This is a genomic window from Desulforhopalus glucosivorans, assembly GCF_054397165.1.
The window spans coordinates 128552-154898 of sequence record NZ_AP044854.1 but is presented as its reverse complement, the minus strand read 5'-3'; the positions used below and the strand labels follow the sequence as shown (position 1 = coordinate 154898).

At 43.0% G+C, this 26347-nt stretch carries 18 protein-coding genes and 1 tRNA gene; 8 read left to right on the top strand and 11 right to left on the bottom strand.

What is annotated here, in order from left to right; all coding sequences use genetic code 11:
* Positions 1 to 5 precede the first annotated feature (5 nt).
* Both ACX6CI_RS00670 and ACX6CI_RS00665 read right to left on the bottom strand, forming a co-directional pair.
* Entirely contained in the window at positions 6 to 212 is a 207-nt protein-coding gene (locus tag ACX6CI_RS00670) for a hypothetical protein (RefSeq protein WP_458776252.1), read from the bottom strand.
* A gap of 116 nt (positions 213 to 328) precedes the next feature.
* Positions 329 to 778, bottom strand: a complete 450-nt coding sequence (locus tag ACX6CI_RS00665) for a hypothetical protein (RefSeq protein WP_458776251.1) — start codon at positions 776 to 778, stop codon at positions 329 to 331.
* A 283-nt stretch (positions 779 to 1061) separates the two neighbouring features.
* Between ACX6CI_RS00665 and ACX6CI_RS00660 the strand changes: the two genes are divergently transcribed.
* Positions 1062 to 1364: a hypothetical protein gene (locus ACX6CI_RS00660; protein WP_458776250.1), complete on the top strand. Its 303-nt coding sequence runs from the start codon at positions 1062 to 1064 to the stop codon at positions 1362 to 1364.
* A gap of 65 nt (positions 1365 to 1429) precedes the next feature.
* Here the strand turns inward: ACX6CI_RS00660 and ACX6CI_RS00655 are convergent, their stop codons facing one another.
* On the bottom strand, positions 1430 to 1585 hold the full coding sequence (locus tag ACX6CI_RS00655; RefSeq protein WP_458776249.1) for a hypothetical protein: 156 nt from the start codon (positions 1583 to 1585) through the stop codon (positions 1430 to 1432).
* 229 nt (positions 1586 to 1814) lie between these two features.
* On the opposite strand from ACX6CI_RS00655, the gene ACX6CI_RS00650 reads away from it, so the two are divergent.
* The 4 genes from ACX6CI_RS00650 to ACX6CI_RS00635 are packed head-to-tail and all read left to right on the top strand — an operon-like array spanning position 1815 to position 5066.
* On the top strand, positions 1815 to 3008 hold the full coding sequence (locus ACX6CI_RS00650; RefSeq protein WP_458776248.1) for a homocysteine biosynthesis protein: 1194 nt from the start codon (positions 1815 to 1817) through the stop codon (positions 3006 to 3008).
* Positions 3005 to 3415: an NIL domain-containing protein gene (locus ACX6CI_RS00645; RefSeq protein ID WP_458776247.1), complete on the top strand. Its 411-nt coding sequence runs from the start codon at positions 3005 to 3007 to the stop codon at positions 3413 to 3415. Before ACX6CI_RS00650 ends, ACX6CI_RS00645 begins: the two co-directional genes overlap by 4 nt.
* A 57-nt stretch (positions 3416 to 3472) precedes the next feature.
* The gene (locus tag ACX6CI_RS00640) at positions 3473 to 4213 is read left to right on the top strand and encodes a UPF0280 family protein (protein WP_458776246.1); all 741 of its coding nucleotides are present in this window, start codon (positions 3473 to 3475) and stop codon (positions 4211 to 4213) included.
* A complete protein-coding gene (locus tag ACX6CI_RS00635) occupies positions 4206 to 5066 on the top strand; it encodes a DMT family transporter (RefSeq protein ID WP_458776245.1) in 861 nt (286 codons plus the stop codon). Before ACX6CI_RS00640 ends, ACX6CI_RS00635 begins: the two co-directional genes overlap by 8 nt.
* A 47-nt stretch (positions 5067 to 5113) precedes the next feature.
* Here the strand turns inward: ACX6CI_RS00635 and ACX6CI_RS00630 are convergent, their stop codons facing one another.
* Positions 5114 to 8773: a PAS domain S-box protein gene (locus ACX6CI_RS00630; RefSeq protein ID WP_458776244.1), complete on the bottom strand. Its 3660-nt coding sequence runs from the start codon at positions 8771 to 8773 to the stop codon at positions 5114 to 5116.
* 513 nt (positions 8774 to 9286) lie between these two features.
* Between ACX6CI_RS00630 and ACX6CI_RS00625 the strand changes: the two genes are divergently transcribed.
* Complete coding sequence (locus tag ACX6CI_RS00625; protein ID WP_458776243.1) at positions 9287 to 10720, top strand: glycosyltransferase family 2 protein; 1434 nt, start codon at positions 9287 to 9289, stop codon at positions 10718 to 10720.
* A gap of 104 nt (positions 10721 to 10824) precedes the next feature.
* Here ACX6CI_RS00625 and ACX6CI_RS00620 read toward each other — a convergent pair whose 3' ends face one another.
* The 3 genes from ACX6CI_RS00620 to ACX6CI_RS00610 form a co-directional block, all read right to left on the bottom strand.
* The gene (locus ACX6CI_RS00620) at positions 10825 to 11610 is read right to left on the bottom strand and encodes an alpha/beta fold hydrolase (RefSeq protein WP_458776242.1); all 786 of its coding nucleotides are present in this window, start codon (positions 11608 to 11610) and stop codon (positions 10825 to 10827) included.
* A gap of 41 nt (positions 11611 to 11651) precedes the next feature.
* A complete protein-coding gene (locus tag ACX6CI_RS00615; RefSeq protein WP_458776241.1) occupies positions 11652 to 13952 on the bottom strand; it encodes an ATP-binding protein in 2301 nt (766 codons plus the stop codon).
* Positions 13953 to 14026: 74 nt separating this feature from the next.
* On the bottom strand, positions 14027 to 16468 hold the full coding sequence (locus ACX6CI_RS00610) for a bacteriohemerythrin (RefSeq protein ID WP_458776240.1): 2442 nt from the start codon (positions 16466 to 16468) through the stop codon (positions 14027 to 14029).
* A gap of 543 nt (positions 16469 to 17011) precedes the next feature.
* On the opposite strand from ACX6CI_RS00610, the gene ACX6CI_RS00605 reads away from it, so the two are divergent.
* Entirely contained in the window at positions 17012 to 18031 is a 1020-nt protein-coding gene (locus ACX6CI_RS00605; protein WP_458776239.1) for a CNNM domain-containing protein, read from the top strand.
* 844 nt (positions 18032 to 18875) lie between these two features.
* Positions 18876 to 21467 carry a PAS domain S-box protein gene (locus ACX6CI_RS00600; protein ID WP_458776238.1) on the top strand — a complete coding sequence of 864 codons (2592 nt, stop codon included), beginning with the start codon at positions 18876 to 18878 and terminating at the stop codon, positions 21465 to 21467.
* A gap of 338 nt (positions 21468 to 21805) precedes the next feature.
* Here the strand turns inward: ACX6CI_RS00600 and ACX6CI_RS00595 are convergent, their stop codons facing one another.
* The 4 genes from ACX6CI_RS00595 to ACX6CI_RS00580 form a co-directional block, all read right to left on the bottom strand.
* Entirely contained in the window at positions 21806 to 22693 is an 888-nt protein-coding gene (locus ACX6CI_RS00595; protein WP_458776237.1) for an HDOD domain-containing protein, read from the bottom strand.
* A gap of 315 nt (positions 22694 to 23008) precedes the next feature.
* A tRNA-Arg gene (locus tag ACX6CI_RS00590) sits at positions 23009 to 23085 on the bottom strand.
* 175 nt (positions 23086 to 23260) lie between these two features.
* A complete protein-coding gene (gene cysS / locus ACX6CI_RS00585) occupies positions 23261 to 25591 on the bottom strand; it encodes a cysteine--tRNA ligase (RefSeq protein WP_458776236.1) in 2331 nt (776 codons plus the stop codon).
* A gap of 107 nt (positions 25592 to 25698) precedes the next feature.
* Positions 25699 to 26181 (bottom strand): DUF721 domain-containing protein, encoded by a 483-nt coding sequence (locus ACX6CI_RS00580; protein WP_458776235.1) that lies wholly within the window; start codon positions 26179 to 26181, stop codon positions 25699 to 25701.
* Positions 26182 to 26347: the final 166 nt, after the last annotated feature.

Below are 26347 nucleotides of genomic sequence, written 5' to 3'. Positions count from 1 at the left end.
TTTGCTTACCAGGCTGTGCTTTCACCAGTAGGTTCATCAGGGCGCACAGGAATGTACCATCCCTTAATGACTTCTTTTATGAAACGATTACTTAGCAAGCGCTCTCGATGAGTGCGTGTCATATTTCTTGTATGAATTGCGGCAATTCCTTCATCCTGAAGCTTCTTCAAAATGGCTAAAGATTGTGCAAGTCTTTCTTGTGGTGTCGACATTGTACGGCCTATTATTAGAGAGATACGTAATTTTATTTTTTAGGCCATTAAGCTCAGTCACTTTTAGGTTATTGCGTCAAGTGGTTTTTAGGCGATTAAGTTGTTTGATTTTTAGATTAATGCTTTAGCCAAAAGACCCTACTGCTCATCAACAGTGCAACACCAATACTCAGGTCAATAATTGCAACCGATATAAGTAGAGAATAATTACCTTGGGCAAGCCGTGATAACGTTGCACCTGCTATAACCATAAGGGTGAGAAAAAGAAAAAAACCTGGACGGAAAAACAACCAGACATAAGGAGTGTTAAGTGAGTTTATTCTTTGCAGATTTTTCCTGCAACTTGTATTAAAAAGATAGGTCGCTTTGATAAGCCCAATGAAGACACCTATTATTGCACCTATTAATGGCCAGATTTCACCCGGTACAAGGGCAAAAGCCTCCAGCAGTAATGTTGCAGCCTTATAAAGCAGAACAATGCTTCCCACGTACCATGTCATGGCTGCAAGTTGCCGCAATCTTCGCTTGCTAACGACGAATATCGATGCTTGGTTTAACATAGCCATATATTATAATCGCTCTACCATTTTTAGACAGCCCCATAAATTTTTATTACAGATCATAGTTGTACCTCAGCCCCAATACTCCCGAGCTGTTCACTCCCCAGACTCTACCCCATACAACCAAATGTAATATTCTGTATTTAAGCGAATTATTATATTGACAGATCGAGGCGACTGACAGTATTCTGGAAACAGAATATTGGGTATATGCAAAATATTATTTATAGGGCATATTGTAACATTATGTCTAAACTGTTCGTTCTACATCATGCATATGGAGGCAATAATGCTAACAACCACTCGCATATCTAGAATAATTTGCTCACTCTTCTTTGTTTCACTTTTCATCAGCCCTGCTATGGCCAGCACGAGCGATACTGGACATGACTGGTACTGTCCAGACCATGAAGCACACAAACAGTACGAAGAACATCTCAAACAGCACCTGAGTCATTCTTCTGATGCCATCACTGATAAACTTGATGCTATCTACAGCAACTCAAATTTCAGTCCTGAGGAGAAAAAGGCAAAAGCGCTCCATGTCATCGATAACTATCTGACAAAAATGAAGGCTGGTATCGGAGACTAAGTCCAGCATATCGAATAGTACACCAGGAAGAGACGTGACAGTTTCTCCCTGGTGACTCAAGCCTTTTACAGCCTTTTGTACACAAGATTCCGCAACTCAAACTCATCCCAGTCAACATCCATCAACGCCCCCCTTCTCCACTGAGCCACAGAAAAAAACCGGAGATACAACATTTCATTAATCGTACACGGCACCAGGAGTTTTATTTGCTTTTCATTCATGCTCTGTTACCTTATTACTATTGCATGGCAACGAAAAGACGATACATTTGTTAATGTAAATATAAGGGTACCTTGAAAAATCAGGTCCTTCATTCAAATTCGGGATGCGTGAAAAATTTTACCACAGGCATATAACTGATATTCCGAGGATAAAATTTTGAGTGCAACAATGAAGTTGGGCAAAGGACCAATTTTTCAAGGTAGCCATAAGTGATATAGGAAATAGACAATGGCCAAAACCTACGCCGAAATTAACGAAAAAATCGCCTCTGGTAAAGCGGTGGTCCTGACGGCTGAAGAAGTCATCGGATACGTGGATAAGAAAGGACTTGAGGCTGCAGCAAAAGAGATTGATGTAGTTACCACAGCAACCTTTGGTCCTATGTGTTCCTCCGGCTGTGTTCTTAACTTTGGCCACTCTACACCTAAAATACGCATGACCGAGGCATGGATTGGTGATGTCCAGGCGTACTGCGGTATAGCGGCAGTGGATGTCTATCTTGGAGCGACTCAACTCCGCCATAACGATCCTGCAAACATGTATTATCCGGGGGAATTCCGCTACGGTGGAGGTCATGTTATAGAAGATCTGATTGCAGGCAAAAAACTGCAACTCTTTGGTCTTTCCTACGGCACTGATGATTACCCCAGAAGAGAGATCAGAACCACCTTTGACATCAATGATCTCAACCAGGCAACCATGACTAACCCGAGAAACTGCTATCAAAATTACAATGTTGCAGTCAATACCTCGGATAAAACTGTCTACACATACATGGGAGCCCTTAAGCCGAATATGCGGAACATGACCTACTCTTCGGCGGGGCAATTATCTCCCCTGCTCAATGATCCACATTATCAGACCATTGGGCTCGGCACCAAGGTGTGGCTTGCAGGAGCACAAGGGATTGTCTACGCCGAAGGCACCCAGCATTGCAGTGCAGTTGAACGGGGTGAAAATGGGGTGCCTGTTGAAGGGGCTGGAACCCTTGCCTTAAGTGGCAATATGAAAGACATGGACCCTGAATTTGTCCGGGGCGTCAGTTTTAAAGGCTACGGTGTATCCCTGTCTCTTGGGGTCGGCATACCTATTCCTATCCTCAACAGTGAAATTCTTAAAGCAACAACGGTACGGGACAGTGAAATCATCGGCTGTGTCACTGATTACTCGGTAGATTATCCTCAAAAGACCGGCAAGATCCTCGCCAGATACACCTATGAACAGCTTCGCTCAGGTGAAGTTGAACTGGACGGAAGAAAAGTCAAGGTATCCTCCATGTCTTCCTACCACAAGGCGCAAAAAATCAGCAACATTCTCAAGGCTGAAATTGAGGATGGAAAATTTTTAATATCAGAACCCAGTCAACGTTTGCCTTTAGGTCAAGGTATGAATGGGCTGGAAGTAAAGGGGCCGAAAAAATGATCACCAAAAAGGTATATCTCTACTTCCCCAAAAGCGAAACCGACAAGCCCATTGTTTACCAATTGATTAAAGAATACGATCTTGTAGTCAATATTTACAGAGCCAAAGTCACCCCGGAAGAGGAGGGATATCTCTCCTTGGAAATCAGCGGAACAGAAGCAAACATGGAACGTGGTTTCACTTATCTTTCTGAATTTGATGTAACAATTCACTCTGGAAATATTGGTTTATTGTGGGATGCGGACCGCTGTGCCCACTGTGGGAACTGCATTGTCCACTGCCCCACCGGGGCTCTAGATTATATTGACAAGACAAGTAGAACTGTCAGTTTCAATGAGGATAAATGCGTTGAATGTCTCGCCTGCATTAGTAATTGTCCCTACGATGTTTGCAGCTCTGCATTTTAAGGTGCAACGGGTAAAGGTCAGTGAGAAAAACGTTACGCATCACCCGCATTCTCTATAATGCGTAGGTTTAGAACATTCTCGTGGAAAGACACTCACTTGAAGGTCTATGGTTCTGAGTTTGAACTCATAACGAGCGCCATAGTAGAGGAGAGAAAAAATCTTGAGACATATATCCTTCGCCATCCTGAATTCAAAACGTCCTTAACTCCAGTCGATCTCTTAAAAAATGCTCCACAGATTGCAATCGATATGACCGAGGCCTCCCATGCGACAGGCCTCGGGCCCATGGCCTCCGTTGCGGGCACGTTAGCTCAGACTGGGGTAAAAGCTGCTAAAAATGCAGGTTGCGGCGAAGCCATCGTAGAAAATGGAGGCGACATGTATGTAATGTCAAACACCCCCGTAACCATAGGAATTTATGCCGGGAAAAATTCCATCGGGGCCCAGTTGGCGTTTCAGTTAACCCCAGAAGAACTCCCCCTGGCCATCTGCTCTTCCTCAAGTAAGATGGGACATTCCCTTAGCTTCGGCGATTGCGAACTGGCAACAGTTATTGCAAAAGACGGTGCACTTGCAGATTCTGCGGCAACACTGGTATGCAATTCGATTTCTAGTAACATCGACGTGGAACAGGTCTTGGATACAGTAGGTAAAATTGAAGGAATACGTGGGATTCTCGTTGTAAAAGACGCCAAGATAGGTCTCTGGGGTAATCTACCAAAACTCGTCCGTAATCAGGATAAAACCACTCTTAACAAAATCACAAGAGATCCACGGTCAGGTTTTCAAAATGAATAACATGTTACTCGGTTATACCTTTATTATTGCGGCGGCGTCCTCCTGGGGCTTAATAGGGATTTTTTCATCCCTTGCCTTCTCTGAAGGTATTCTCCCCCTGGAAGTTGCCTTTTGGCGGGCACTCATTGCCTGGGGCCTCTTTGCGACACAGGCCTTTATCCGAAAAGAGACTACGGTAAATCTACGAGACATTCCTCTCTTAACCATTTTTGGTCTGCTTGGAATCTCTCTTTTTTATACCTCCTATCTCTATGCAATTAATTCCGGGGGGGCGGCCCTTGCCTCTGTATTGTTATATACAGCTCCTGCATGGGTTGTTGCCTGTTCTTTTGTTATCTACAAAGAGAGACTGACACTAACCAAGATTTCCGCAATTCTCCTAGTTATTGCAGGTGTTTTCCTTATCTCTAACAGTGGGGGTAACAGTAACTCAACACTCCCTCTCACCCCACTGGCAATTCTCAGTGGACTCACGGCAGGCTTCTGCTACTCCCTCTACTACACCATTGGTAAACACTTTTCTGGCCGATACTCCTCTGCGAACTTATTCCTGTACATACTGCCCATTGGAGTCCTTGGTATTCTTCCATTTGTTCAGTTCAGCCCAAAAAGTCCCCTCGCCTGGCTAGCACTGCTCCTTGTGGCCTCTGTATCAACCTTTATCGCCAACCAGTGTTACTACCTGGGACTTAAAAAACTTGAGGCGGGTAAGGCGTCCATCGTGGCAACAATAGAGCCCGTAGTGGCAGCAATCACTGCATATTGTTTTCTTGGGGAACAGTTCACCCTCTTTGGCTATCTTGGAGCTTCAATGATCATTGTGGCAGTGATTCTCACCATTGTCAGAAAATGACACAACGAGCGGGTTCCAAAACGCATCAGGACCAGAGCACGTTCAACTCACCCCTCGATATAGGCTGAAATTACCCCCACAGTCTTTTGTAAGATCTGGGTAAAGTGTTTAAATTCGTCCAAGCCTTCCTCCCCTGTGCGAAGCGCATGTTCAAGTAAAGCAGCTTGAGCAGACAGACGTTTTGCGCCTATTATACTCGATGACCCTTTGATTGTGTGGGTCTGTAATGTCGCTTGTTCAAGATCTTTTTCATCAATAAAGAACTGAATTGCCTTATCTGCATCTGTAAAATCTTCTAAGAATTTTGTGAGTAGCACCCTGTAAAATTCGTCATCCCCACTCACCTGCTCAAGGGGACCACTGGTATCAAGAATATCAATTGTAAGAATCTCATTTTGCTCACTACTTACAACAGTTTGAGCAACTGCAGTTTCCACTGCTTGACCATCCACTTCATAGAGATACTCGACTCCAAGACGTTCCTGCAACACACTAAAAAGTCGATCTTCATTAAATGGTTTGGGGATAAAGTCATCGCAACCAGCAGACATAATAGCAGCAATTTCTTCCTTCAAGGCCTGCGCTGTAAGAGCTATAATAGGTGTATCCTCACCTGACTGGCAAAGAGTTTTAATATGTCTGGTCGCTTCCAGGCCATCCATCACCGGCATACGAATATCCATAAGGATTAACTCAGGTTTCCATGCCCTATATTGTTCTATAGCCTCTACTCCATGAACCGCCTCACCAACATCAAAACCAACATCAGTGAGTAATTTATTGAGAAACAATCTGCTCATTTCATTGTCTTCAACAAGGAGTATTTTGGGGGGATTATTCTCCTGAACAAGACCGACTACCCGTTTCTTGACAATAGTCTCAACCTCAGCAGAATCAACGATCCGAACGGGAAGCGTGATAAAAAAGGAACTTCCTTCTCCTTCTCTACTGGTTACCTCAATTTCGCCACCCATTTTATCGATCAAGGCTTTGGTAATGGCGAGTCCCAACCCCGTCCCCTTGGTATCAGTTGCAGACTGGCCCGCTTGCGTAAAGGGAGTAAATATAGTTGGTAATTTCAGGGCGCAAATCCCCTTGCCAGTATCAGAAACCATCAACCTGAGAACATTAGCCGGAACCTCCGCATGTTCCTGGAGGGCTACGTGCAAAAGAATTTCACCCGATGTGGTAAACTTCATTGCATTACCAAGAATATTAATCAACACCTGTCGTAGTTTATCCCGATCACAGCGAATACATAAGCCCTCAACATCCTGTTCAACTCTAAATTGCAGCCCTTTGGATTTAGCCTGCTGTCTGAACATGTCGGCTGTCTCTTCTAAAAAGAGGGCCAGAGGAAAATTTATAGGATTCTCTTCAAGCTCATCTGCTTCAATTTTTGCCATATCAAGTACATCACTGATCAGTGCCATCAAGTGTTCACCACTTTTCTGAATCATCTGCACCTGTTCTTTTTGGCCGCTGTGGAGTGTATGGTCTCTTTCCAGCAGACCGCAAAAACCAAGAATTGAGTTGAGCGGTGTGCGCAGTTCATGGGACATATTGGTGAAAAATGCTGATTTTGCGGCATTTGCCTGTTCAGCTTGATCCTTTGCTTCACTTAATGCTGAAGTGCGGTCCTTTACCAGGTTCTCTAGACTGTCCCTATGTTGACGTAATTCAAACTCTACGCGCTTGAGTTCTGTAATATCATTTCCTATGGCAATTAATCGTACAGGATGTCTATCTTCGCTAAAAATAGCTTTCATCGAAACGAGATAGGTTCGCTCATGACCCATTTTATCAACAACACTGAACTCTTCGCGTACATGCTCACCCGCAAGGGACCTACTCACAGCATCCTGAGCGAGCATCTCATTTCCAGGAGCAAAGGTGTCCAAGGTTGCCCTTGGATCAATATGACCTTCTGCCACGGCTTTAATCCCCAGACTATTTGAAATCTTCGTTGGACAACGTAAGACGCCCTCCTCTGCATCGTAATCCCAGACAACCATCTTTGTCAGGGTTTGAGCCTCGGCAAGGAGTTCCTGGCTGACCTTAAGGATATCATGATCTTCACGCTCCCTGACAATTCTGGACATCCCCTCCAAAAGCAACTGCAGTTGTTGAATATCCTTATCATCATAGGGAGAATTTTTGTTAACAACGCCGGCTGACAGGACACAATCCGCTCCATCAAAAATGGGGATATTCATGTATCGATCAATCGTAAGCCCTTTTTCCGGCCAAAAACTCACATCTGGCCTCACTTCAGCAGGATTATTAACAAGAGATGGGATCCGATCCCCCCGTAATGTATCGAAATACTCTGTATTATCTACAGGAACTTTTATGAGGTCTGCATCTGGCTCCGTAGCCTCACAATTTCGCAGCCAGCAACTCAGTTTTCTATCACCTGTCCAGGCAAGATAGCCTGCCTGACTCCCTGTTAGCCTGATTGCCTCAGCTATAGCATAATCCGAAAGTTCTTCAATGCTGGCCTCACTCATTTGATTGAGTACAAGAAGTGTTTCCAAACGTGCTTCACTGAGTTGTATCACCTCCATAGCCTTTTTATACGCCGACAAATCAGTAATATGAGTCGCAATCATTTTACTATCACGATCAGGATCATTAATCAGGAATAAACTCTGCTGGACAGGGATAATTGAACCATCTTTTCGTAGAATCCGGTTCTCTCCCCTCCATATCTCATTTCTCATGATAACTGGAAGAACCTCCCTCTCCATCCATTTCATATCTTCGTCTGTATGAAAAAAGGAGATTGGTAAACCAAGAATGTCATCAAGAGTTTCGTAACCAAGCAATTCAATACCGGCAGGATTCATATAGATATGCTGCTGTGTTTCCTGGGCTACAACCCCCACGAGATCTGTGGCATTTTCAATTGCACTGTTAAAGAGCTTTAGCTCCGCCTCAAATTCTTTTTCTTTTGAAATATCAAAGATAACCCCCTGATAATAGAGAGGCTCTCTATTATCACCCCATTCAATTTTGGTAAAATCTTTGATCCACCGAATATCTCCGGAACTTGTGACAAGACGATATTCCTGGGTAAAACTATCGAATTTTCTTTCAGTAAAATCCTTTACCTCCATTTCCACCCGATGCAGATCATCAGGGTATACAATTGAGGCAAAATCAAGCTTCCCGGAGGTTAAATCTTTGGCTGAATATCCGAATATACTGACATTTTCTGAGACAAAAACCAACGGCCAGCCCTCAATATTTTTCCAGCGCAAAACCACAATCGGACTTTTTTCAACAACTATCCTGAGAAGTTGAGAATCCATCCCTGAACCATCCTCTCTACCTGATGCCGCTTCAACAGATCCAGTGCAGGTTGTTATTTCCCCTGCTCCATCCCGCTGAATTGAGAACAAGGCAGTTACTCCAAGCAGCGTACCCTTTTGATCCAGAGCACTACCGCTCAGACGCACAGACGACTCAATTCCATTGTTACCAGCTTTAAGATATTCAGCTATAAATGCGAGCAAGGGACCGCTCTTTTGGGAACGAAGAAGGGCTGACTTTTCCTCATAACCAAAGAAAAGGACAAACGCGGGATTACAATCCAGAATATGACCATCTCTGTCGGCCTTAAAAAGTGCTATTGGCACATGACTACAAATGGCCTGATCAGGATCAGAATACGCATTACTGCCTTGGGTGGAGTTATCTTTCATTTCAATCTAAATCTCAAGGTTGTCTCGACTATGATCTACAAAACAGTGCTGTTTAGGCATTATATTAAAACTCTGATAACAGCTTATTTCATCAGTTTCTAAAATATTATCACAACAGCGTAAAGAATAACAGAATCTGCCAGGTTGATTTTAAGGGTCGCAAATACAAACTCATTTCTTGCCCCCTGTCCTTTGAACGTTGTACCACTAATCGATTTGGCCCGGTCTATTAGGTAAACCATAGAAATCATGCATATTTTTTGCACACTACTGCGCAAATTTCAGCACGACAGGCCCAGAGAACCTAACAAGCATACGCCCATCACCCCATATTACCGCACTTTTGCAGGATGGCATGAAACATGCTTTTGCTACTGCCATTGGCCCAAACCACAATGTTTCAATATTAAATAATGTATGAATTGCGAACACAATGGTGAGGCCCCATGATCGTCAACAGATCTTTATTTACAATTTAAATAAGTCCCAACATATATCCAAGGAGCGTTGTGTATGCAAAGTATTGCGTCCTGTAAAGACTTTCTCAAGAAACGTCGTATTACTATTCTTAAATACTCTTTTTTCTTCTGTTCTCTTCTCGGGCTTGCCACCATATGGCTTTCTCCTGCAATGATGCAGGAATTACACTCAACACTTGCCAATTCACCCTGGATACACCCAATTGCCATACTTGGTTTTTGTATCGTTATCGCAACCACACTATTTTACCTCTGGCTTGCCTATAACGCGTTTCTCTACAAGCCAGTCCCAGGTGCTGCAGATGAGCTTCTCCCCCCCCTAACCGTTGTTGTGCCGGCGTACAACGAAGGTAAAATTGTACAGGAGACTCTGCGGAGCCTGGCGACTGGTGATTATCCTAAAGAAAAGCTGCAAATCATTGCTATAGATGATGGTAGCAAAGATGACACCTGGTCATACATTGAGAAGGCGGCAAAAGAATTTCCAGGAAGAGTCATGACCATCCGCCAATTAACAAATGCAGGAAAACGAAGGGCGCTTTACGAAGGATTTAAAAGAGCTACGGGCGATGTGTTAGTGACTGTAGACAGTGACTCCGTGGTTGAAAAAAATACCTTACGAAATTTAGTCAGTCCATTTGTAGGGGACAACGATTGTGGAGCGGTTGCAGGAAATGTACGAGTCCTTAACCGAAACGCTGTAATCCCGCGTATGCTGGAGGTTAGCTTCGTTTTCAGCTTTGAGTTTGTCCGAGCAGCACAGAGTAGATTACGTACAGTTTTTTGCACACCTGGCGCTCTTGCGGCCTACAGAACTGATCTTGTCATGAATGTTCTAGAAGAGTGGGTCAACCAGACATTTTTGGGCAAAGAAGCAAATATAGGGGAGGACCGGGCCATCACAAACCTGATTTTGCGCCAAGGGAAAAGTGTCTTATTCCAGCGTAATGCAACAGTTTACACAGATGTACCAGAGCAATACAAAGGTCTTTGCAAGATGCTTATTCGCTGGGGTAGGAGTAATGTAAGAGAAAGTATCAAAATGGGAACGTTTATCTGTGGGAATTTTAGAAGCCACCACAGAGTAAGTGCCAGAGTGTTATGGGTTATCCAGTGTCTATGGTGTGCATGTTCGCCAATACTTTTTAGTATGTTGCTGAGCCTCGTCATTCTCTTTCCTGTCCCCTTTATTGTCGCCAGCGTTGGCGGAGGAGCTATGTGGAGTTCTGTTTCAGCACTTTTCTATGCCAGCCGTTATAAAACGAGTGATGCACTTTGGGCCTACGGCTATGGTGTATTTCATTTTTGCGCCCTTGCCTGGATAACACCATACGCCCTGTTAACAATGCAAAAAACAGGATGGCTTACCCGGGATCTTCCTCAGGCAACCCATAAAAGGCAGGTAACACCAGCAAAACTTAGTGCCGTTCTGGCAGCACTAACCGAAATAAGAAATCCCCTTAAATAAGTGGACAACAGGCTGGAATAGATGGTTTGTGTTTTGTAGCAGATACGCCTCTATTGATTTTGACATGATCAATTGAGGCGTCTTCTTTTCTACTGAATAATTTTCTATTGAATAAAATAGAGTAGTTTTTCTATTAGCCTATCCGGTTGTTCTACATGCAGCCAGTGTCCGCCCCCAACAACACTCACGACTTCAGAATCAGGAAAATACTTCAGTCTATCACCCTCATTACTATCTTGTATATAATCGGACTTTTCACCCCGCACAAAAAGAGTCGGTACTGTTGCTGGAGCGTAATCATCCAACGTAGTAAAACCAGCTAAAACATCAGGTAAACTCTCTAGCAAAACGGGCAAATTAAGTCGCCAGTAAAATTGTCCATCCTCACCACGCCCAACACTTTTACCAAGAAACATGGTAAGGCGATAGTCATGCAACCGCCGCCTGACATCTTCTATCAGCGTCTTCCTGCTTGTGTGCGCACTAAGATCAACAGCCATGAGGTTATGGATAATATTGAGATGGTATCCAGGGCTATGTCGACTATAATCTGAGGGTGCGATATCGATCACAGCGATATGGGAGAGTTTCTCCGGATGGAGTAAACCAAAAGCCATGGCGAGTTTCCCACCCATGGAATGTCCAACAAAAATCGCCTTGGTAAGATTTTTCTGGATAAAGTAGGCAGCAAGATCGGCACACATTTCCATATATGTGTGTGGCGCTCGTTGTGGCGATCGCCCATGATTTCTTAAATCGACTAGATGAACGTTGAAACCATGGTTTGCCAACGCTTTACCTACACCAAGCCAGTTATCAGACATGCCAAAAAGGCCATGAAGTATCACCAGCGGCGGACCGCTTCCCATTGTGCGTGAAAATAACTGCAAGGTATTCTTTCTCTATAAAAACGATAAATGTATAAGGACTATTATAGGGGAAGTTTGACCGTGAATGTTGAACCATTTCCAGGACTCGACTCCACAAGAAGTTGCCCCTTATGCTTTTCGACAACAACCTGATACGAAAGGGTTAAACCTTGCCCTGTCCCTCGCCCGACCTCTTTAGTAGTAAAAAAATGTTCAAAGATTCTGGCCTTAATATCCTCTGTCATTCCGATTCCGGTATCGGAGACTGTTATACAAACATATCCCTGATCGACAAAGGTTTTTATTGTGATCCGTTCAGTCTCAAGTGGCTGTTCCAGCCCTTTCGCCTCGATGGCATGGGCGGCATTGACTATGAGATTCAACACGACCTGATTTATCTCACCTGCAAAGCAATTAGGCTCAGGAATATTTTTGCCTGCAATATATTCAACCCTTGCCAAAAGCTTCCACTCATTTTTAGAAAGAATAAGGGTATTCTCTATTGCCATGTTAACATCAAGCGGTGCCATGGTTTCATCACCTTGATGGGAGAACGTTTTCATGGCAAGAACAATTCGTGCGACATTATCAAGACCACCAAGAGTTTGCTGCAGTGACAAGGGGATCTCTTCCCGTAAAAACTCTAAATCAACCTCATCCTCTTTGGTCTCAATTGCGCTTATCTTCGCACTGCAACGACCTCGCTCCTTACAATCTTTAAACTCCGCCTTATAAGTTTCAACCACTGCCATCAAATCTGCCATCGCCTCTGATAAAAAACGTACATTATCTCCTACATACTGTATTGGCGTATTAATTTCATGGGAGACCCCAGCTGCCAGAGTACCAATAGCTTTAAGACGACCTGCTGCCTGGATATCTTGTTCCAGTTGTTTCTGTTCTTTCTCTGCTGCTTTTTGGCTCGTAATATCCACAAACATCGTGAGAAATACTTCCACCCGACTAAGAGAAATTGACTGAACAACTCGAAGAAGGCTGTACTCAATTCCCTGTTCGTTAATGAACTCCAGTTCCTGGTGTTTATTTGTTTTCAAGTCTCTAAAGATCTGAGAGCCTTCTCTTGTCTGCTCAAACAGGGTTCGAATATCAATTTTTTCGTCTTCTCTCCCAAGTATGCGTAGAAGTGAAGAGTTGATCATCATGGCATTTTCATTCTGATCCACAATGAGAATTCCAATGATCATTGAGTCTAAAATAATCTGCTGATTTCTCTGCTCCTGTTTGAGCAGCTCGATTGATACTGTTGACTCCTCGATATCCACAGCCATTGAATTGAAACTCTCTGCAACAGTTTTAAACTCGTTTCTAAATTGTGTACTGACTGGAAACTCTAACCTGCCATTGTGAAACTCATCAATGCCTCTGGTTATTTCTGCAATGGGAGTGGCGATTTCTTTACGCCATAAAAGAGTGATCATACAAACAATGAGAACTAGAGTTACAACAGTATTGAGCAGGTTGACCTTCCCGAGTTCCCTTGCTGGTTCAAGTATTTCACTATATGGGATATTTAACAGAAGACTACAGTCAAGAAAGTCAATTGTCCCTGCATATGCAAACATCTCGCTGCTGCCGTTAACATATTTCAGAAACCGTTCTTTAATCTGTGTTGCATCTCCGAACTGGGTAGCTAGTTCGTTGGATGATATGACCTTCTCATCGGGCTGGATAATCACATCGTTACTGGAGTCAATTACAAACGTGTAACCCTCTCTTCCAGTTTTAAGCTCTTTGAAAAACAGATCACTTATGGCTACCAGATCATACTCAAAGTATAAAACGCCATTAGTATCTCCCTGGTGGGTAACCGCAGAATAGATCGCGAAAACATACCTGTCATTATGCTGGCTTTTAAATACGGGGGTTACTACCAGTTCACCTGCAAGCGCTCTTTGTATGAGTGGTTGTTTGACCTGCAGTAATGGCAACTCCTCCTCGAGAAGATCAGACACCACAATCTCCCCTGCAGCATCAAACAAGTTTACACTGGAAAAATATGCAAAAGAGAGCCCCAGCCACGAAAGCCTGCTTTCGACAAGTTGCCTCGCTTCCCCTGGCTCCTGATCGCTCCCAAGGGATTGCCAGAAAGTTTTTTCTCTTCCAAGAGCGGAAATCTGGACTCGCTCCGACTCAAGCCACATTTCCATATGCTGAATAGCCCCTTCAACCTGCCGTTGCAGCTGAATCTTAGTTGATGCAGTGATGGTACGATTGGTGATAGTAAAAGAAATAAGAGTGCCAATTCCCATCACAACGAATGTTATAATAGCAATGGTCAGGAGAAATCTTACAGCAAGACTGTTACGAAGAGAAGCACTCATAGGACATTCAGCCTGTAACATTTTCCCTGAAAAATCTCCTGGCAGAAATCAATTACCAGGAGATTCAGGCAGGAAAAAACAATAGAGAGTTCGTTTTATACTTTATCTTTGAGAAACGGGACGTAGGCCTTATCTGTTTTAAGGATATGATCCTTGAGCCACTTGGTGAGAAAGTGCATCAGGTCCATGGACAAGCCAGCTTTTCCAGCTTTCAGATCGCTTTGGAAATCGACGACCTTCTTAACAAAGGCCCTATGATATTTTTTATGTTCTTCCCTGTCTTCATAGTTATGTGCATCAAAAATCTCTTCTTCAAAACCAAAATGGTACACAGTATAATCTGCCAGCTGCTCTAAAATCTTCGAAGATTCCTGAATTCCAGCCTTAGCCTTCATAGCACTATGGAGCTGATTTACCAAGCGCACCAATTCTTTATGCTGATCATCAATCTTGTCTATCCCAATACACAGTTTTGCAGACCACGGGATGAGTTCTTTCTGCTCCACCTCAACATATCCAGCATCCCCAATCTTCTGACTGCCTGCTGAAATTTTAAAGGTACTAATCATGCTACGCAACTGATTGGCAAGTTCACTTAATGACTCAGAGTTACCTCTCATGTTGACACTGCTATTAGACATTGAGATAGCAATTGAACTCACCTCATCCATCTCATGGGCTATTTGTGAAGAAACGGAAGAACTCTGGGCCACATTCTCATTAACTTCTGCAATCCCAAGGGAGGCCTGCTCAATATTCAGAACGACCTCGGAGGCACTTTCAGACTGGGTTACCATAGCTTTAGAAATATCTGACATTATCTGATTAACCTGATCAATTACTTCTGTAATCGCCTCAACTTCGGCGATGGTTTCACTGGTTGAGTCCTGAATACCGTCAATTTTTTCCTTAATTTCCTTAGTGGCCTCCTGGGTTTGGTTGGCAAGATTTTTTATTTCTCCGGCAACCACAGCAAAACCTTTACCTGCATCTCCAGCCCGTGCAGCTTCAATCGTTGCATTAAGTGCCAATAGATTTGTCTGGTCAGCAATTTCAGTAATCACCTCGGTGACCTTACTAATCTCATCTGCAGCACCACCCAGCAAAGTAACCTTCTCAGTTGCCTTTTTAACCTGCTCTGTTGCCTTATTTGATACAGTTGAAGCCTCGTCACAATGGGTCGCAACACCTTCAAGGGCATTACGCATATCTGAGGCAGTACCTACGACCATGCTAATATTGGTTGACGCTTCCTCACTTGCAGCAGCAACGGAGGCCATGTTTGCATTCATTTCCTCAGACGCTTGAGCTAAATTAGACGTTTTTTCACTGAGGTTAGTCGCTTCATCATGCATATCCTCTGAAGCTGTCAGTGCCTCAAGGGCTGAGCTGGTCACCGTCTCAGAGTTTCCGTTTATTTCCACAATGATATTATTCAGACGTTCAACAAAGGAATCGAACCAACCCGCAAGAAGTCCTATTTCGTCAATTCTTGGGCTATTAAGTCGTTTAGTTAAATCCCCCTCCCCTTCAGCGGCATCTCGCAGCCCCTCTGTTATTGTATGCATGGGGCTTAACACAACGACGCGCAAGAGAACGTAAATCAAAAACAGAATCCCAAAAAAACAAGCTATACCTATGTAGACCACAACCTTAGTGGTGTCAGAGACGACCTCATCCAGTGATTGTTGCACAATTTTAATGGTTTCCCCTTGAGCCTTAACATTTTCCGCACCAACCTGATCAAGATCTCCTCGAATCTGTTCGACAACTTTCCTGGACTCTCCCGACAATACACTCTGGATAGCCTCCCCATTGGACTTTCTCAGATTTTCAAAACGTAGTGCCAGAGCCGCCATTTCTTTTGTCACCACCGACTTGTCCATACAGATAATAATTTTACCTATGGGCAAATTGAAATACTCAACAGTATGCTCAAACAACATTACGCTAGGGTCCTCTTTAGAGCCGTTAAGAACCCGGTCAACATCCTCATCCTCTTCCCGGTTATCAATATAGGACAGGACCAGGTCATCAACAAAATTGAGAAAACTTGGCAGGTTATTACCTTTATCGTCCTGGAAAACGACATAGACAACTTCCTTCGTCTGCGCCACAGCCTGACTAAACTTACGTAGCTGGTCATACTCTTTTGCCATGAGCGGATCGGGCACAATACTAGCCAGTAAAGAAATGACCGCATTGGCATTACCTTTAAGCAAACCCTCCATCCCGATCTGGATATCTTTTTCTTCTGTTAACAGAGATTTTTCCGTCGCAACTGAGAGATTGGTAATCGTTGCTTCAGTCATGGTCGAAAGCGCGGAATCAACATTTTTCTCCAGTGAGTTGAAATGCTCACTCGCCTCATTCGCACTCACTTCAAGTTTGGTTTGCACTGTTTCGCTCATGGTTCCCAGCAAGCTATTCTGTTTATTTATGATGGAAATACAGAGTATTACAAATGCAATTATGATAATTGCAGCCAGGGCCAATATAATTTTTAACGTTAAGTTTTTATTAATTAATGTGATCATTTTCTTAATCAGGTCCCCTCTTTCGTCAAAATACATTTCATAATTGGTCTTCTACAAAGCTCTCTCACCATAAGTTTATCGTAGTGACATTTCAGATTCAAATTTTTTCTTTTTTTCCTGTCAAATAGGCCATTAAAGAGATACTGTTACAATGCACTGTCCATGGAATTATCCCGTCACCTTATGACCAGGAAAAGTTACTTAATATGCAGTTTATGAGGAGGAATACAAAAAAAACTGAGAAGATCGCTTTAGTCAGAATCCTCTACGCTGTTATGTATCGAGATACTCCAGCAAATCGTATGGTAATTGGTTAGACAGAGGGCAATGTCTATCAACAAGGCTTTGCCAGCTTCCCGGAGACGGGTTGATGTATTAATGAAATGTGCAGGATCTTAATGTGTATAGAACAAAGGCCAGAGTAGTTAACTGGTATTGACACATATCATCTCTATCTATATAGTTTTTCATCTCAAACTTCACAAATCCTGAGTTACTGCAGGGTTTCTCACTAAACCAGTAGGAAAAGTTAAATATACATTCATGTCCTTGCTCATATTATACCTCTTCGTTGCTATTGGCGTATCTTTTATCTGTTCAATCCTTGAGGCAGTATTGCTCTCAATTACCCCTAGTTTTGTTGAGTCAAAAATAGAACAGAACTCTAGAGGAGGCCAACGACTTAAACGCGTCAAGGACAATCTTGATCAATCGATCTCCGCTATTCTCATTCTCAACACGTTTGCACATACAATGGGTGCTGCGGGAGTAGGATCTCAGGCTGTTCAGCTGTTCGGTACACAGTGGGAGAGTCTCATCGCCGTACTACTCACCCTTGCAATCTTGTACCTCTCTGAAATCATTCCCAAGACCCTAGGCGCATCATATTGGAGAAGTCTCGCAGTGCCTGCAGCCAGGTTAATTTCACTTTTGATCAAACTGGTTTATCCACTGGTATGGCTTTCAAGTTTTGTAAACAATCTCTTTAAAAAGAAAGATAAAGATAGTGTAAGCAGAGCAGAAATAGTCGCTTTCGCATCTCTTGGCTACAAAGGTGGAGTTCTCGGGAAGCAAGAGAACCAGCTGGTTGAAAACATACTGGCATTAAAAGCCACAACCACTGAACAGATCCTCACACCTCGGTCTGTTGTTCACGCATTTGATTCAACAACCACAGTGAGTCAGGCACTCAATCACGAACTGACTGAACGATTTACTCGTATTCCTGTGTATGCTGGTACAATTGACAACGCTATTGGAATAATTAACAACCGTAATCTCCTTGAATTAGAGCGCGAAGGTGCAGGCGATAAGGAAATCGGTGATTTTACTCAACCTCTCCACCGAATCCCTTTGGACTTACCGGTTCTGCATTTGATTGATCAATTTATTGATCGTAAAGAGCATATTTTCCTCGTGGAAGATCAATATGGCCAGACATCTGGAATCGTCACCCTGGAGGATGGGATTGAGACCTTGCTCGGAAAAGAGATTGTTGATGAAACCGACATTACTGAAGATATGCAGAAACTTGCAAAAACAAGTTTTAGAAATCGGCAGTAGCGACAATCGTAAGACAAAACAAACACTAAAGAGCCTTTTGCAAAACTAGGATTTTCGTTCAAGATTGAGGCTTGTAATAAATTTTACCACAGGCATATAGTTAATATGGCGAGGATAAAATTTTAAACAAAACGAAAAAATTGGGCGCAAGGACACTTTTGCAAGTGGCTCTAAAGAAAAGCTGATCTACGTGAACCAGGCAATCAGTCAAATGCTTGAGGACAACCCCAATGAACTTTTAGGTATGACAACACCAGACCTTATCCTGATATCGACATTGAATTTGTGCCGTTTACAGCTACTTTCAGTCCCGAACTTATTATGGAGTTTTCTAAAAAATGGCAGCTCCCTCCCCATCGTATGTTCATCGGTTCTCCCGGTGACCATCTCATCTAGCAGCTCGCCGATCACGGAGGCGTGAGACGTATCATCTAATAACTGAGTATTGAAATCAGGATTTATCTCTTCACGCTAATCGGTAGAATAGCTTCCCTATGTTGATCTGAACGTTACACAGAGTTCGGATTGAATTCATATCATCCCTTAGGTCTTCGTTGATTCAGTTTCGTTACACTCTGTCGTAAAGACCAACTGCCGTTGTCACAACAAGAAAAAACAGTAGGCATTCGCTTGTTCGAGAAAGCTGAAATTGAGCTTTCATGGAGGAGACGATTTGGGAAAAACATACTTCCCGTCGTAAACATCCACATAGGCTCACACTGAGAGTGTAACGTCATCAACGCGTTACCTAATCTATCAATCCATAAGAGTAGTATTACATATACCAATTTTTTTATGATATGATATCAAAAAGCTATTGTAAAATCGACCAATGGAGCAGTGGATGGACAAAACAAAACGGCCAGATCAAACTCTAGGCTTGAAGTTAGGGTTTTCCATATTAATTGTCATCTTTATCATCTATGGCATATTTGTTCTGTTCGATATCCAGAGAGTTGCTGATCTGAGCCGTACAATATATGACCATCCTTTGGTGGTATCAAATGCTGCTCTTCAAGCAAACACGTCTATTGCAAAAATGCACCGCAACATGAAGGATGTTGTTCTGTTTAAATCATCATCAAAAATTCGCGAATTCATTAGGGCCGTCGATGAGGAAGAAAAAAAGGTGTATCAGCATCTCAATGAGGTAAGAGATAATATTCTTGGTGAACAAGGAAAATATCTTGAAGAGGAAGCCAGGCAGTTGTTCGATGCATGGCGACTCATTCGAGGCGAAGTGATTGATTCAGTAAATAATAATCAAAGTGATAGAGCAGCGAATATTACCATTGGAAAGGGAGCTGACCATGTCGCTCTGCTAGAAGAAAAAATGGTAGGGTTAACCAACTACGCACGAACCAAAGCTTCTTTATTTAATGCAGACACACAAAGAGCACACAGAAGATTAAGAATAACATCTATCCTTTTCTTGATAGCAGGAATACTCTCTTCGCTCCTGGTTGCATATCTGGTTATCAAAAGGCAAAATTCGATCAGTAAGGATTTGTTGGAAAGTGAGGCACGCTATCGCTCATTAATTGAAAACCAAACCGACCTTGTCTGTCGTTTTACACCAGATGGACACTTCAGTTTTGTCAATGATATTTACTGTGATTTTTTTGGTATGTCCAAAAATAGGCTCATTGGCTCACAGTGGCAGCCATTGCCTTTAGATGATGATCTCGATATTATCAATGAAAAATTATCGGCATTATCATTCAAAAATCCAACGGTAGAGATTGAAAACAGAGTGCGTTCGGGTAAAGGTGAGATTCATTGGATGCACTTCAGCAATAGCGGTATTTTCGATTCAGAAGGAAACTTACTAGAGATACAGTCGGTAGGCCGAGATATCACAGACCGAAAAAAATCTGAGGATGATCTTTTAGAGAGCGAGACCCGTTTTGCTCGAGCAGTTCGTGGTACCAGCGACGGTATCTGGGATTGGAACGTCGTAACAAATGAGGATTATCTTTCGCCACGCTGGAAAGAACTACTCGGTTTTAATGAAGATGAACTGACCAATGAGTATAACACCTTCTTCTCCAGGGTCCATCCTGATGATGTGCCACGTGTTCAAAAGGCAATTGACGCCCATCTTGAGCAGTGTACTCCCTATGATATCAAACATCGACTACGGACAAAAAGCGGTGAGTACAAATGGTTTCATGTTCGCGGTATGGCCGAGAGAGATGAGCAGGGAAAGCCAATGAACATGTCGGGTTCAATTACGGACATCACTGAGTCTATGCAGGCTGAAGCAGAAAAGGAACATCTCGAAAAACAACTCCAGCAAGCCCAAAAGATGGAATCCATCGGCAACCTCGCTGGCGGTATTGCGCATGATTTTAACAATATCCTTTCAGCAATTATCGGCTTTACGGAACTGGCACTAGATGAAGCTCCAGCAGGTTCATCCCAGAAAGAGGACCTGGAGGAAGTACTCACAGCCTCAAATAGAGCAAAAGAACTTGTACAACAGATTCTGGCTTTTGCCCGACAGTCAGAAAAAGAGACCATCCCAGTTAAATTAGGTGATGTTGTGGCTGAAACGCTCAAACTGCTTCGGCCATCAACTCCAACCACTATTGACATCAAAACAACCATCAATAGCACAGCAAAGGTAATGGGCAACGATTCACAGCTGCACCAAATCGTCATGAATATTTGTACCAATGCGATTCATTCGTTGGAAAAATCAGGTAGCGTTCTTGAAATCGCTCTGAGGGATATTGTTGTAGAAGATTCTGAACTTGAAACCTCAAGAATACCCTCAGGTGAGTATGTTGAACTCACTATTACTGATAATGGACCAGGAATTGATCCGACAATCATCGACAATATTTTCGAACCGTATTTCACGACAAAAGGAGTTGGAGAAGGTTCGGGATTGGGGTTGGCGATGGTTAAGGGCATCGTGGAGAGTTATGGCGGTGATATCGCGGCGCATAGCGAGCTATCGAAAAAAACTTCCTTTACAATCAGACTTCCTATGGTAACAGGCAAAAGGAAAGAGGATTTTGCCCCAATCAGTCCAGTCGCCTCAGGAACAGAGCGTATTCTTTTAGTCGATGATGAACCTCCATTGGCTCGAATGGGAAGCCGCATGCTTGAGAGTCTTGGATATATAGTGACTATACGCACGAGTAGTTATGAGGCTCTTGAGCTATTTAAGGAAAAGCCAGAGGCCTTCGATCTGCTCATAACTGACATGACGATGCCTTCTATGACCGGAGATATGCTTTCGATGGAAGTGAGGAAAATCAGACAAGACATCCCAATTGTTATTTGCACAGGATATAGTAATAAAATTAATAATTTGATGGCAAAACAAGTTGGAATAGAAGCCTTTATTTACAAACCCCTTAATAAAGCTGATTTGGCCAAAACCATCAGAGAGGTTCTGGATACGAATCAGTTGTCTTTAGTATGAGATTGCCGTATAGAAGGTCTTCGTTTGTCATGAATCATAAACGTAAGGTTCTATCTCTTCGTCTGGTAAATATTGGAATCTGGTTGTTGAGATGCTAGGCAGGCTGCAAGATATCACGTCACTACCTCCCAGAATAGAAACATCCAAAATCTCTGCAGGCATGAAAATAAACAAGAGGTCAGCCTAACCCGATAAACGGGATAAGTACCTTGTGAATTACTCGAAACAATGAATGTACCTCAACGCAGCATGTCGGTGCACTTCAACAAAGCGGTATTGTGAGTTATCAAGCTAAAGAGTGGAGAAGTTTTCATAGAAACAAGGCCTCTGGAATTGATTTAGAATGCAAGGATATCCAGAATTTCACTGCCGTGACGGATGTCAACTTTAAGCCAATTGTACCAGGACTCTAAAGAGATATCCTCCAGTGGTAATTTTTGCTGGCGCCAGTGATCCTCAAAATCCGGAAGATGCCAACTCAGAGCATCTTTCAATGTTTTTTCATCCGCCGCCTCGTTATGTTCGTACATAAGTGACAAGAAATCTGCTAATTGAAGAATCAAAGGAAAGATGTGTTCTCCAGGACCAAGAACAGGGGTGTGGTGGTAGTTAACTGCTTCTATCAGCCTATCAGGAAACTGCCAATGCTTTAAAAGGCGGCCACCAACTTCGTCGTGGGTTAGTGTGAAATTTTCTTTTTCCGCATCAAGTTTTGACTGGCTACTCAACCCTGGTAGCCACCTTGAACTTTCGTATCTATCTTCAAGTATTAACATCATAGCAAGCTTACCAATATCATGTAGTAAGCCAGCAATAAACAAGAGCCCAGAATCTTGGTTGATATGCTCTGCAATTATTCTTGCAGAAAGACCGCATGTAAATGAATGACTCCAGAGAAGCTCTACATCTTGTTTAGATTTCTTGGGGATTTGTTTGAACGCTCCTACTGTGGCCTTAGCAAGAACGATATTTTGAACTTCATTAAACCCAAGGACTGTTACGGCAGTCTCAAGAGATGCAACTTTTTTAGGCCGGCCATAGAGTGCTGAATTTGCCATCTTTAAAATTGCAATGCACATGGTCTGATCAGGCAAAACAGCTTTTACTAAATCATTGGCACAGCTTTCTGGATTATTTGTAACCTCAATTACCTTTGAAACTGTAATGGGCATTAGAGGAAATGATTCAACCTGTTGGGCAATGGAAAGTGGTTTTGGATTTGTCATTTAAGCCTGTTGGTGCTTTGGATTCGGCTGCTAAAACTATAAAAATAGCAGTCTATAGGTGACTATTCATGTTACCTAATAAGTCTATCATATATACTTAAGGGAGTGAAATACATTGAAGAGGAGGGGTACAACACAACGTGTTTTTCTTGCAGCAAAATTAAAATGGTAGAATCTAAAATTCTGTTGATTCCTTTGTTGAGAGCTCCACCGATCATCATAAAGCTTTAGGGCCAGAGACAGGGCCAGCTTTCAAAGGAAGGTAGGAAACAAAAAAGGGACAACAGCTAAATGACTGTTATCCCTTAATATATATGGTACGCCCGACAGGATTCGAACCTGTGACCCTCGGCTTAGAAGGCCGATGCTCTATCCAGCTGAGCTACGAGCGCATATAATGCGAAGAGGGGTATGAGTTACAAAGCAACTCAAGGAGTGACATAATACTCAAAGTTTTATAAAAAGCAACTTGAATTTAGAGGCAAGTACCCTGGAAATTCATTTCTCTTGCTATATGGATGAATTTCCCGAAGGTATTTAGCCAACTTACCCTATGTTTACACAGATCTAGGCATTATCATTTATTCTTTTCCAGACAGGGCCATTAATCGTATCAATCACCACAATGCCTTTTTCTATCAGTTCAAGCCTCGCCTGATCCGCCGCTGCCCAGTCCTTATCGACTCTTGCCTGCTCTCTTTTCTGAATCAGAGCATCCACATCTGGTGCCAGCGGACACCCTCCCAGCCTGAATACCCCCAGAACATTATTGACGCGATCAAGATTTTCAAGAATATAATGTTTCTGATCCTTATCCAGGTTGTTCATCTGAATAATAGGATTAACCTTTTTGATAAAGTTATAGATTGCTCCCATTCCCTTTGAGACATTAAGGTCATCATCCATTGCCTGGAAGAACTGCTCCTTCATTGTTGAGACAAATGCAGTAACCTCAGGATGGGGACGGCCAGAATGCAGACAGTTTAACTTACAGGTAAACTCATCAAGTCTCCTCAAAGCGGTTCTTACGTTACTAAGGCGCTTAATGGAAAAATTAAGTGGCTTTCTATAGTGTACCGAAAGAAGCATGAATCGAATTTCACGACCGGTATATCCCAGTGCAAGCAGTTCCCTGAGGGTGATATTATTGCCAGCATCACTCGACATATTTTTACCATCGGCCATAACCAGTTCAGAATGAAGCCAATAGTTTGCAAGAGGTTTACCCGTTAAGGCTTCGGCAATAGCAATTTCATTTTCATGGTGGGGGAAAATCAAATTCCTCGAGGAAGTGTGAATATCCATGGTTGGACCGAGGTTTCTTGTCGCCATGGCTGAACATTCGACATGCCAACTGGGTCTTACATTCCCCCAGTCTGTTTCGAAAAAGATCCCTTTTTTCAGCTCTCCGAGAGTGGAGCGTTTAAGAAGGGTAAAATCCCTTGGGTTATCTTTTTCATAGTTATCAAGATCGACAGTTTTACCCACCTGTATCTTACTAAGATCAACGCCTGAAAGTTTGCCATATTTCTTAAATTTTGAAATATCAAAGTAGATAGACCCATGCTTTTCATAGGCGTATCCCTTATGCAGCAGTTCATGGGCGATCTCAATCATAGAGCCGACATTTTCTGAGGCTTTCGGATACCCTTTAGCTCTCTTCACTCCAAGGGTGTCCATATCTTCGAGGAAGCCATCAATATACTCTTCAGTGAACTCCTTAAGATCTTTACCAGCACTTTCAGCACCAGCTATGGTGTTATCGTCGATATCTGTAAAATTCATGTAGGCATCAACCTGCATGTCTTTTGACTCTAAGGTCCTTGTGATCAGATCAGAAACAATGAACCTTCTGCAAAGCGAGAGATCTGACTGTTCGTAGGCGGTGGGTCCACACGAGTAAAAGGTTATATGCTTTTCTTTTTGGGGAACAAAGACCTCTTTTTTCTTGGTCATTGTGTTAAAAAAGCGAAGCCGTTTCTTTTTCTGACTCTCTTTTTCCTGAGGAGTAAAAAGCGGTGTGGACAGATACCTCTCACCGCCATCAGGCAAGAGGACTACCACAAACCCTTTGTCAAGGGACCCAGCGTAATCAACGGCCGCAGACATGGCACCGCCACTACTCATACCGACTAGAATCCCTTCCTGGCTTGCAAGTGCACGGGCCATATCAAAGGCAGGCTCATCGTCTACATTTACAATTTCATTGGGGACATTCTTATCAAAGATACCTGGTTTATAGGACTCTTTCATGTTTTTGAGCCCCTGAATCTTATGCTCCAGATGAGGCTCAACAGCTATGACCTTTACATGGGGCTGGTGCTCATGAAACCATGCACAAAGACCCATCACGGTACCCGATGTGCCTAGCGTTGCCACAACATGGGTCAACTGCCCGTCTGTTTGCTCCCAGATTTCAGGTGCAGTATTGTTATAATGGGCACGCCAGTTAGCATCGTTATTATATTGATCAGTCAGAAAGTATCTATCGGGAAACTCCCGTGCCATAATATATGATTTTTCAATGGCACCATCTGTTGCGCGATCTGCAGGGGTTAAGAGAATCTCCGCCCCGTAGGCCAGCATTATCTTTCTACGTTCAATACTTGCGGACTCAGGCATGACCAGAACACAACGATAGCCCTTTGCAGCGCAGACCATGGCAAGACCAATACCGGTATTACCACTTGTTGCCTCAAGAACAATTTTATCCTTGGTTAATTCACCACTCGCCTCACCCGCTTCAATCATTGACAGAGCAACCCGCTCCTTAACAGAACCACCGGGGTTAGAGGATTCAATCTTCCCGTAAATAGACACACCATCTTTTACAAAAAGACGATTAATCCGAACAAGGGGAGTTCCACCTACAGCACCTAATATATTATCGTGTAGCATTATCAACCTAGATCGTTCTTTAGCAATGTAGAAATCTTGTTTCCAAAAGCCTGCGCTTTTTATCTATGTAGCGCTCTTTTTATAAAATATACCCAAAACAATACGCACTACTTTTTCTTACAGGCGTTAGACAAATACCAGAATTGCATAAGAGCCTCTCTGCACTTTTCGTCCTCAATACAATTCACCTGCTCCTGGAATGCTTCGACTTTCTCTGGAGCAGGACGTTCAAAACAGACAGGCTGCCCCTTTTCATCCGGATTAAAAGACAGTTTGTCTTTTTTAGAGGGGAGCACCATCTTAATATCTTTCAACTGACCTAAACGCAGAAAATCATTCAAATCGGCCAGGAGTTCATACTTTCCATACTGAAACTGCTGCAACCAGGCCGAGTTTTCCACCTCAAGCCACAGGACATCTCTTTCTATCTTCAACGGCCGTGCATGTTCAGCAAAATCCTCGTTTGCAAGAGTACTCCACTCTGGGAAAATAGAATGAAGGTCCAGCTGTTTTTCCCAGCCCTTGTGTCGGACAAGGCTTGGCAACAGGGCAGCAACATTCACAGAGCTGTTTTTTTTATTTCTTACCATTCACAACCTTAAAGCAACGGCATATTGAAAACCATGGAACTACAGAACTGGGTCAAACCAGAAATAACATTACTTTCTACATAGAATTAATTCAATTGGCAACAATGGCCACACCTTGAAAACAAAAAACCCGAATTCTTCGTATGAAGAATTCGGGCTAACTACG

Coding starts and splice junctions, on each gene's coding strand:
- ACX6CI_RS00670 (WP_458776252.1), bottom strand. CDS start 212: ATGTCGACACCACAAGAAAGACTTGCACAATCTTTAGCCATTTTGAAG.
- ACX6CI_RS00665 (WP_458776251.1), bottom strand. CDS start 778: ATGGCTATGTTAAACCAAGCATCGATATTCGTCGTTAGCAAGCGAAGA.
- ACX6CI_RS00660 (WP_458776250.1), top strand. CDS start 1,062: ATGCTAACAACCACTCGCATATCTAGAATAATTTGCTCACTCTTCTTT.
- ACX6CI_RS00655 (WP_458776249.1), bottom strand. CDS start 1,585: ATGAATGAAAAGCAAATAAAACTCCTGGTGCCGTGTACGATTAATGAA.
- ACX6CI_RS00650 (WP_458776248.1), top strand. CDS start 1,815: ATGGCCAAAACCTACGCCGAAATTAACGAAAAAATCGCCTCTGGTAAA.
- ACX6CI_RS00645 (WP_458776247.1), top strand. CDS start 3,005: ATGATCACCAAAAAGGTATATCTCTACTTCCCCAAAAGCGAAACCGAC.
- ACX6CI_RS00640 (WP_458776246.1), top strand. CDS start 3,473: ATGCGTAGGTTTAGAACATTCTCGTGGAAAGACACTCACTTGAAGGTC.
- ACX6CI_RS00635 (WP_458776245.1), top strand. CDS start 4,206: ATGAATAACATGTTACTCGGTTATACCTTTATTATTGCGGCGGCGTCC.
- ACX6CI_RS00630 (WP_458776244.1), bottom strand. CDS start 8,773: ATGAAAGATAACTCCACCCAAGGCAGTAATGCGTATTCTGATCCTGAT.
- ACX6CI_RS00625 (WP_458776243.1), top strand. CDS start 9,287: ATGCAAAGTATTGCGTCCTGTAAAGACTTTCTCAAGAAACGTCGTATT.
- ACX6CI_RS00615 (WP_458776241.1), bottom strand. CDS start 13,952: ATGTTACAGGCTGAATGTCCTATGAGTGCTTCTCTTCGTAACAGTCTT.
- ACX6CI_RS00610 (WP_458776240.1), bottom strand. CDS start 16,468: ATGATCACATTAATTAATAAAAACTTAACGTTAAAAATTATATTGGCC.
- ACX6CI_RS00605 (WP_458776239.1), top strand. CDS start 17,012: ATGTCCTTGCTCATATTATACCTCTTCGTTGCTATTGGCGTATCTTTT.
- ACX6CI_RS00600 (WP_458776238.1), top strand. CDS start 18,876: ATGGACAAAACAAAACGGCCAGATCAAACTCTAGGCTTGAAGTTAGGG.
- ACX6CI_RS00595 (WP_458776237.1), bottom strand. CDS start 22,693: ATGACAAATCCAAAACCACTTTCCATTGCCCAACAGGTTGAATCATTT.
- cysS (WP_458776236.1), bottom strand. CDS start 25,591: ATGCTACACGATAATATATTAGGTGCTGTAGGTGGAACTCCCCTTGTT.
- ACX6CI_RS00580 (WP_458776235.1), bottom strand. CDS start 26,181: ATGGTAAGAAATAAAAAAAACAGCTCTGTGAATGTTGCTGCCCTGTTG.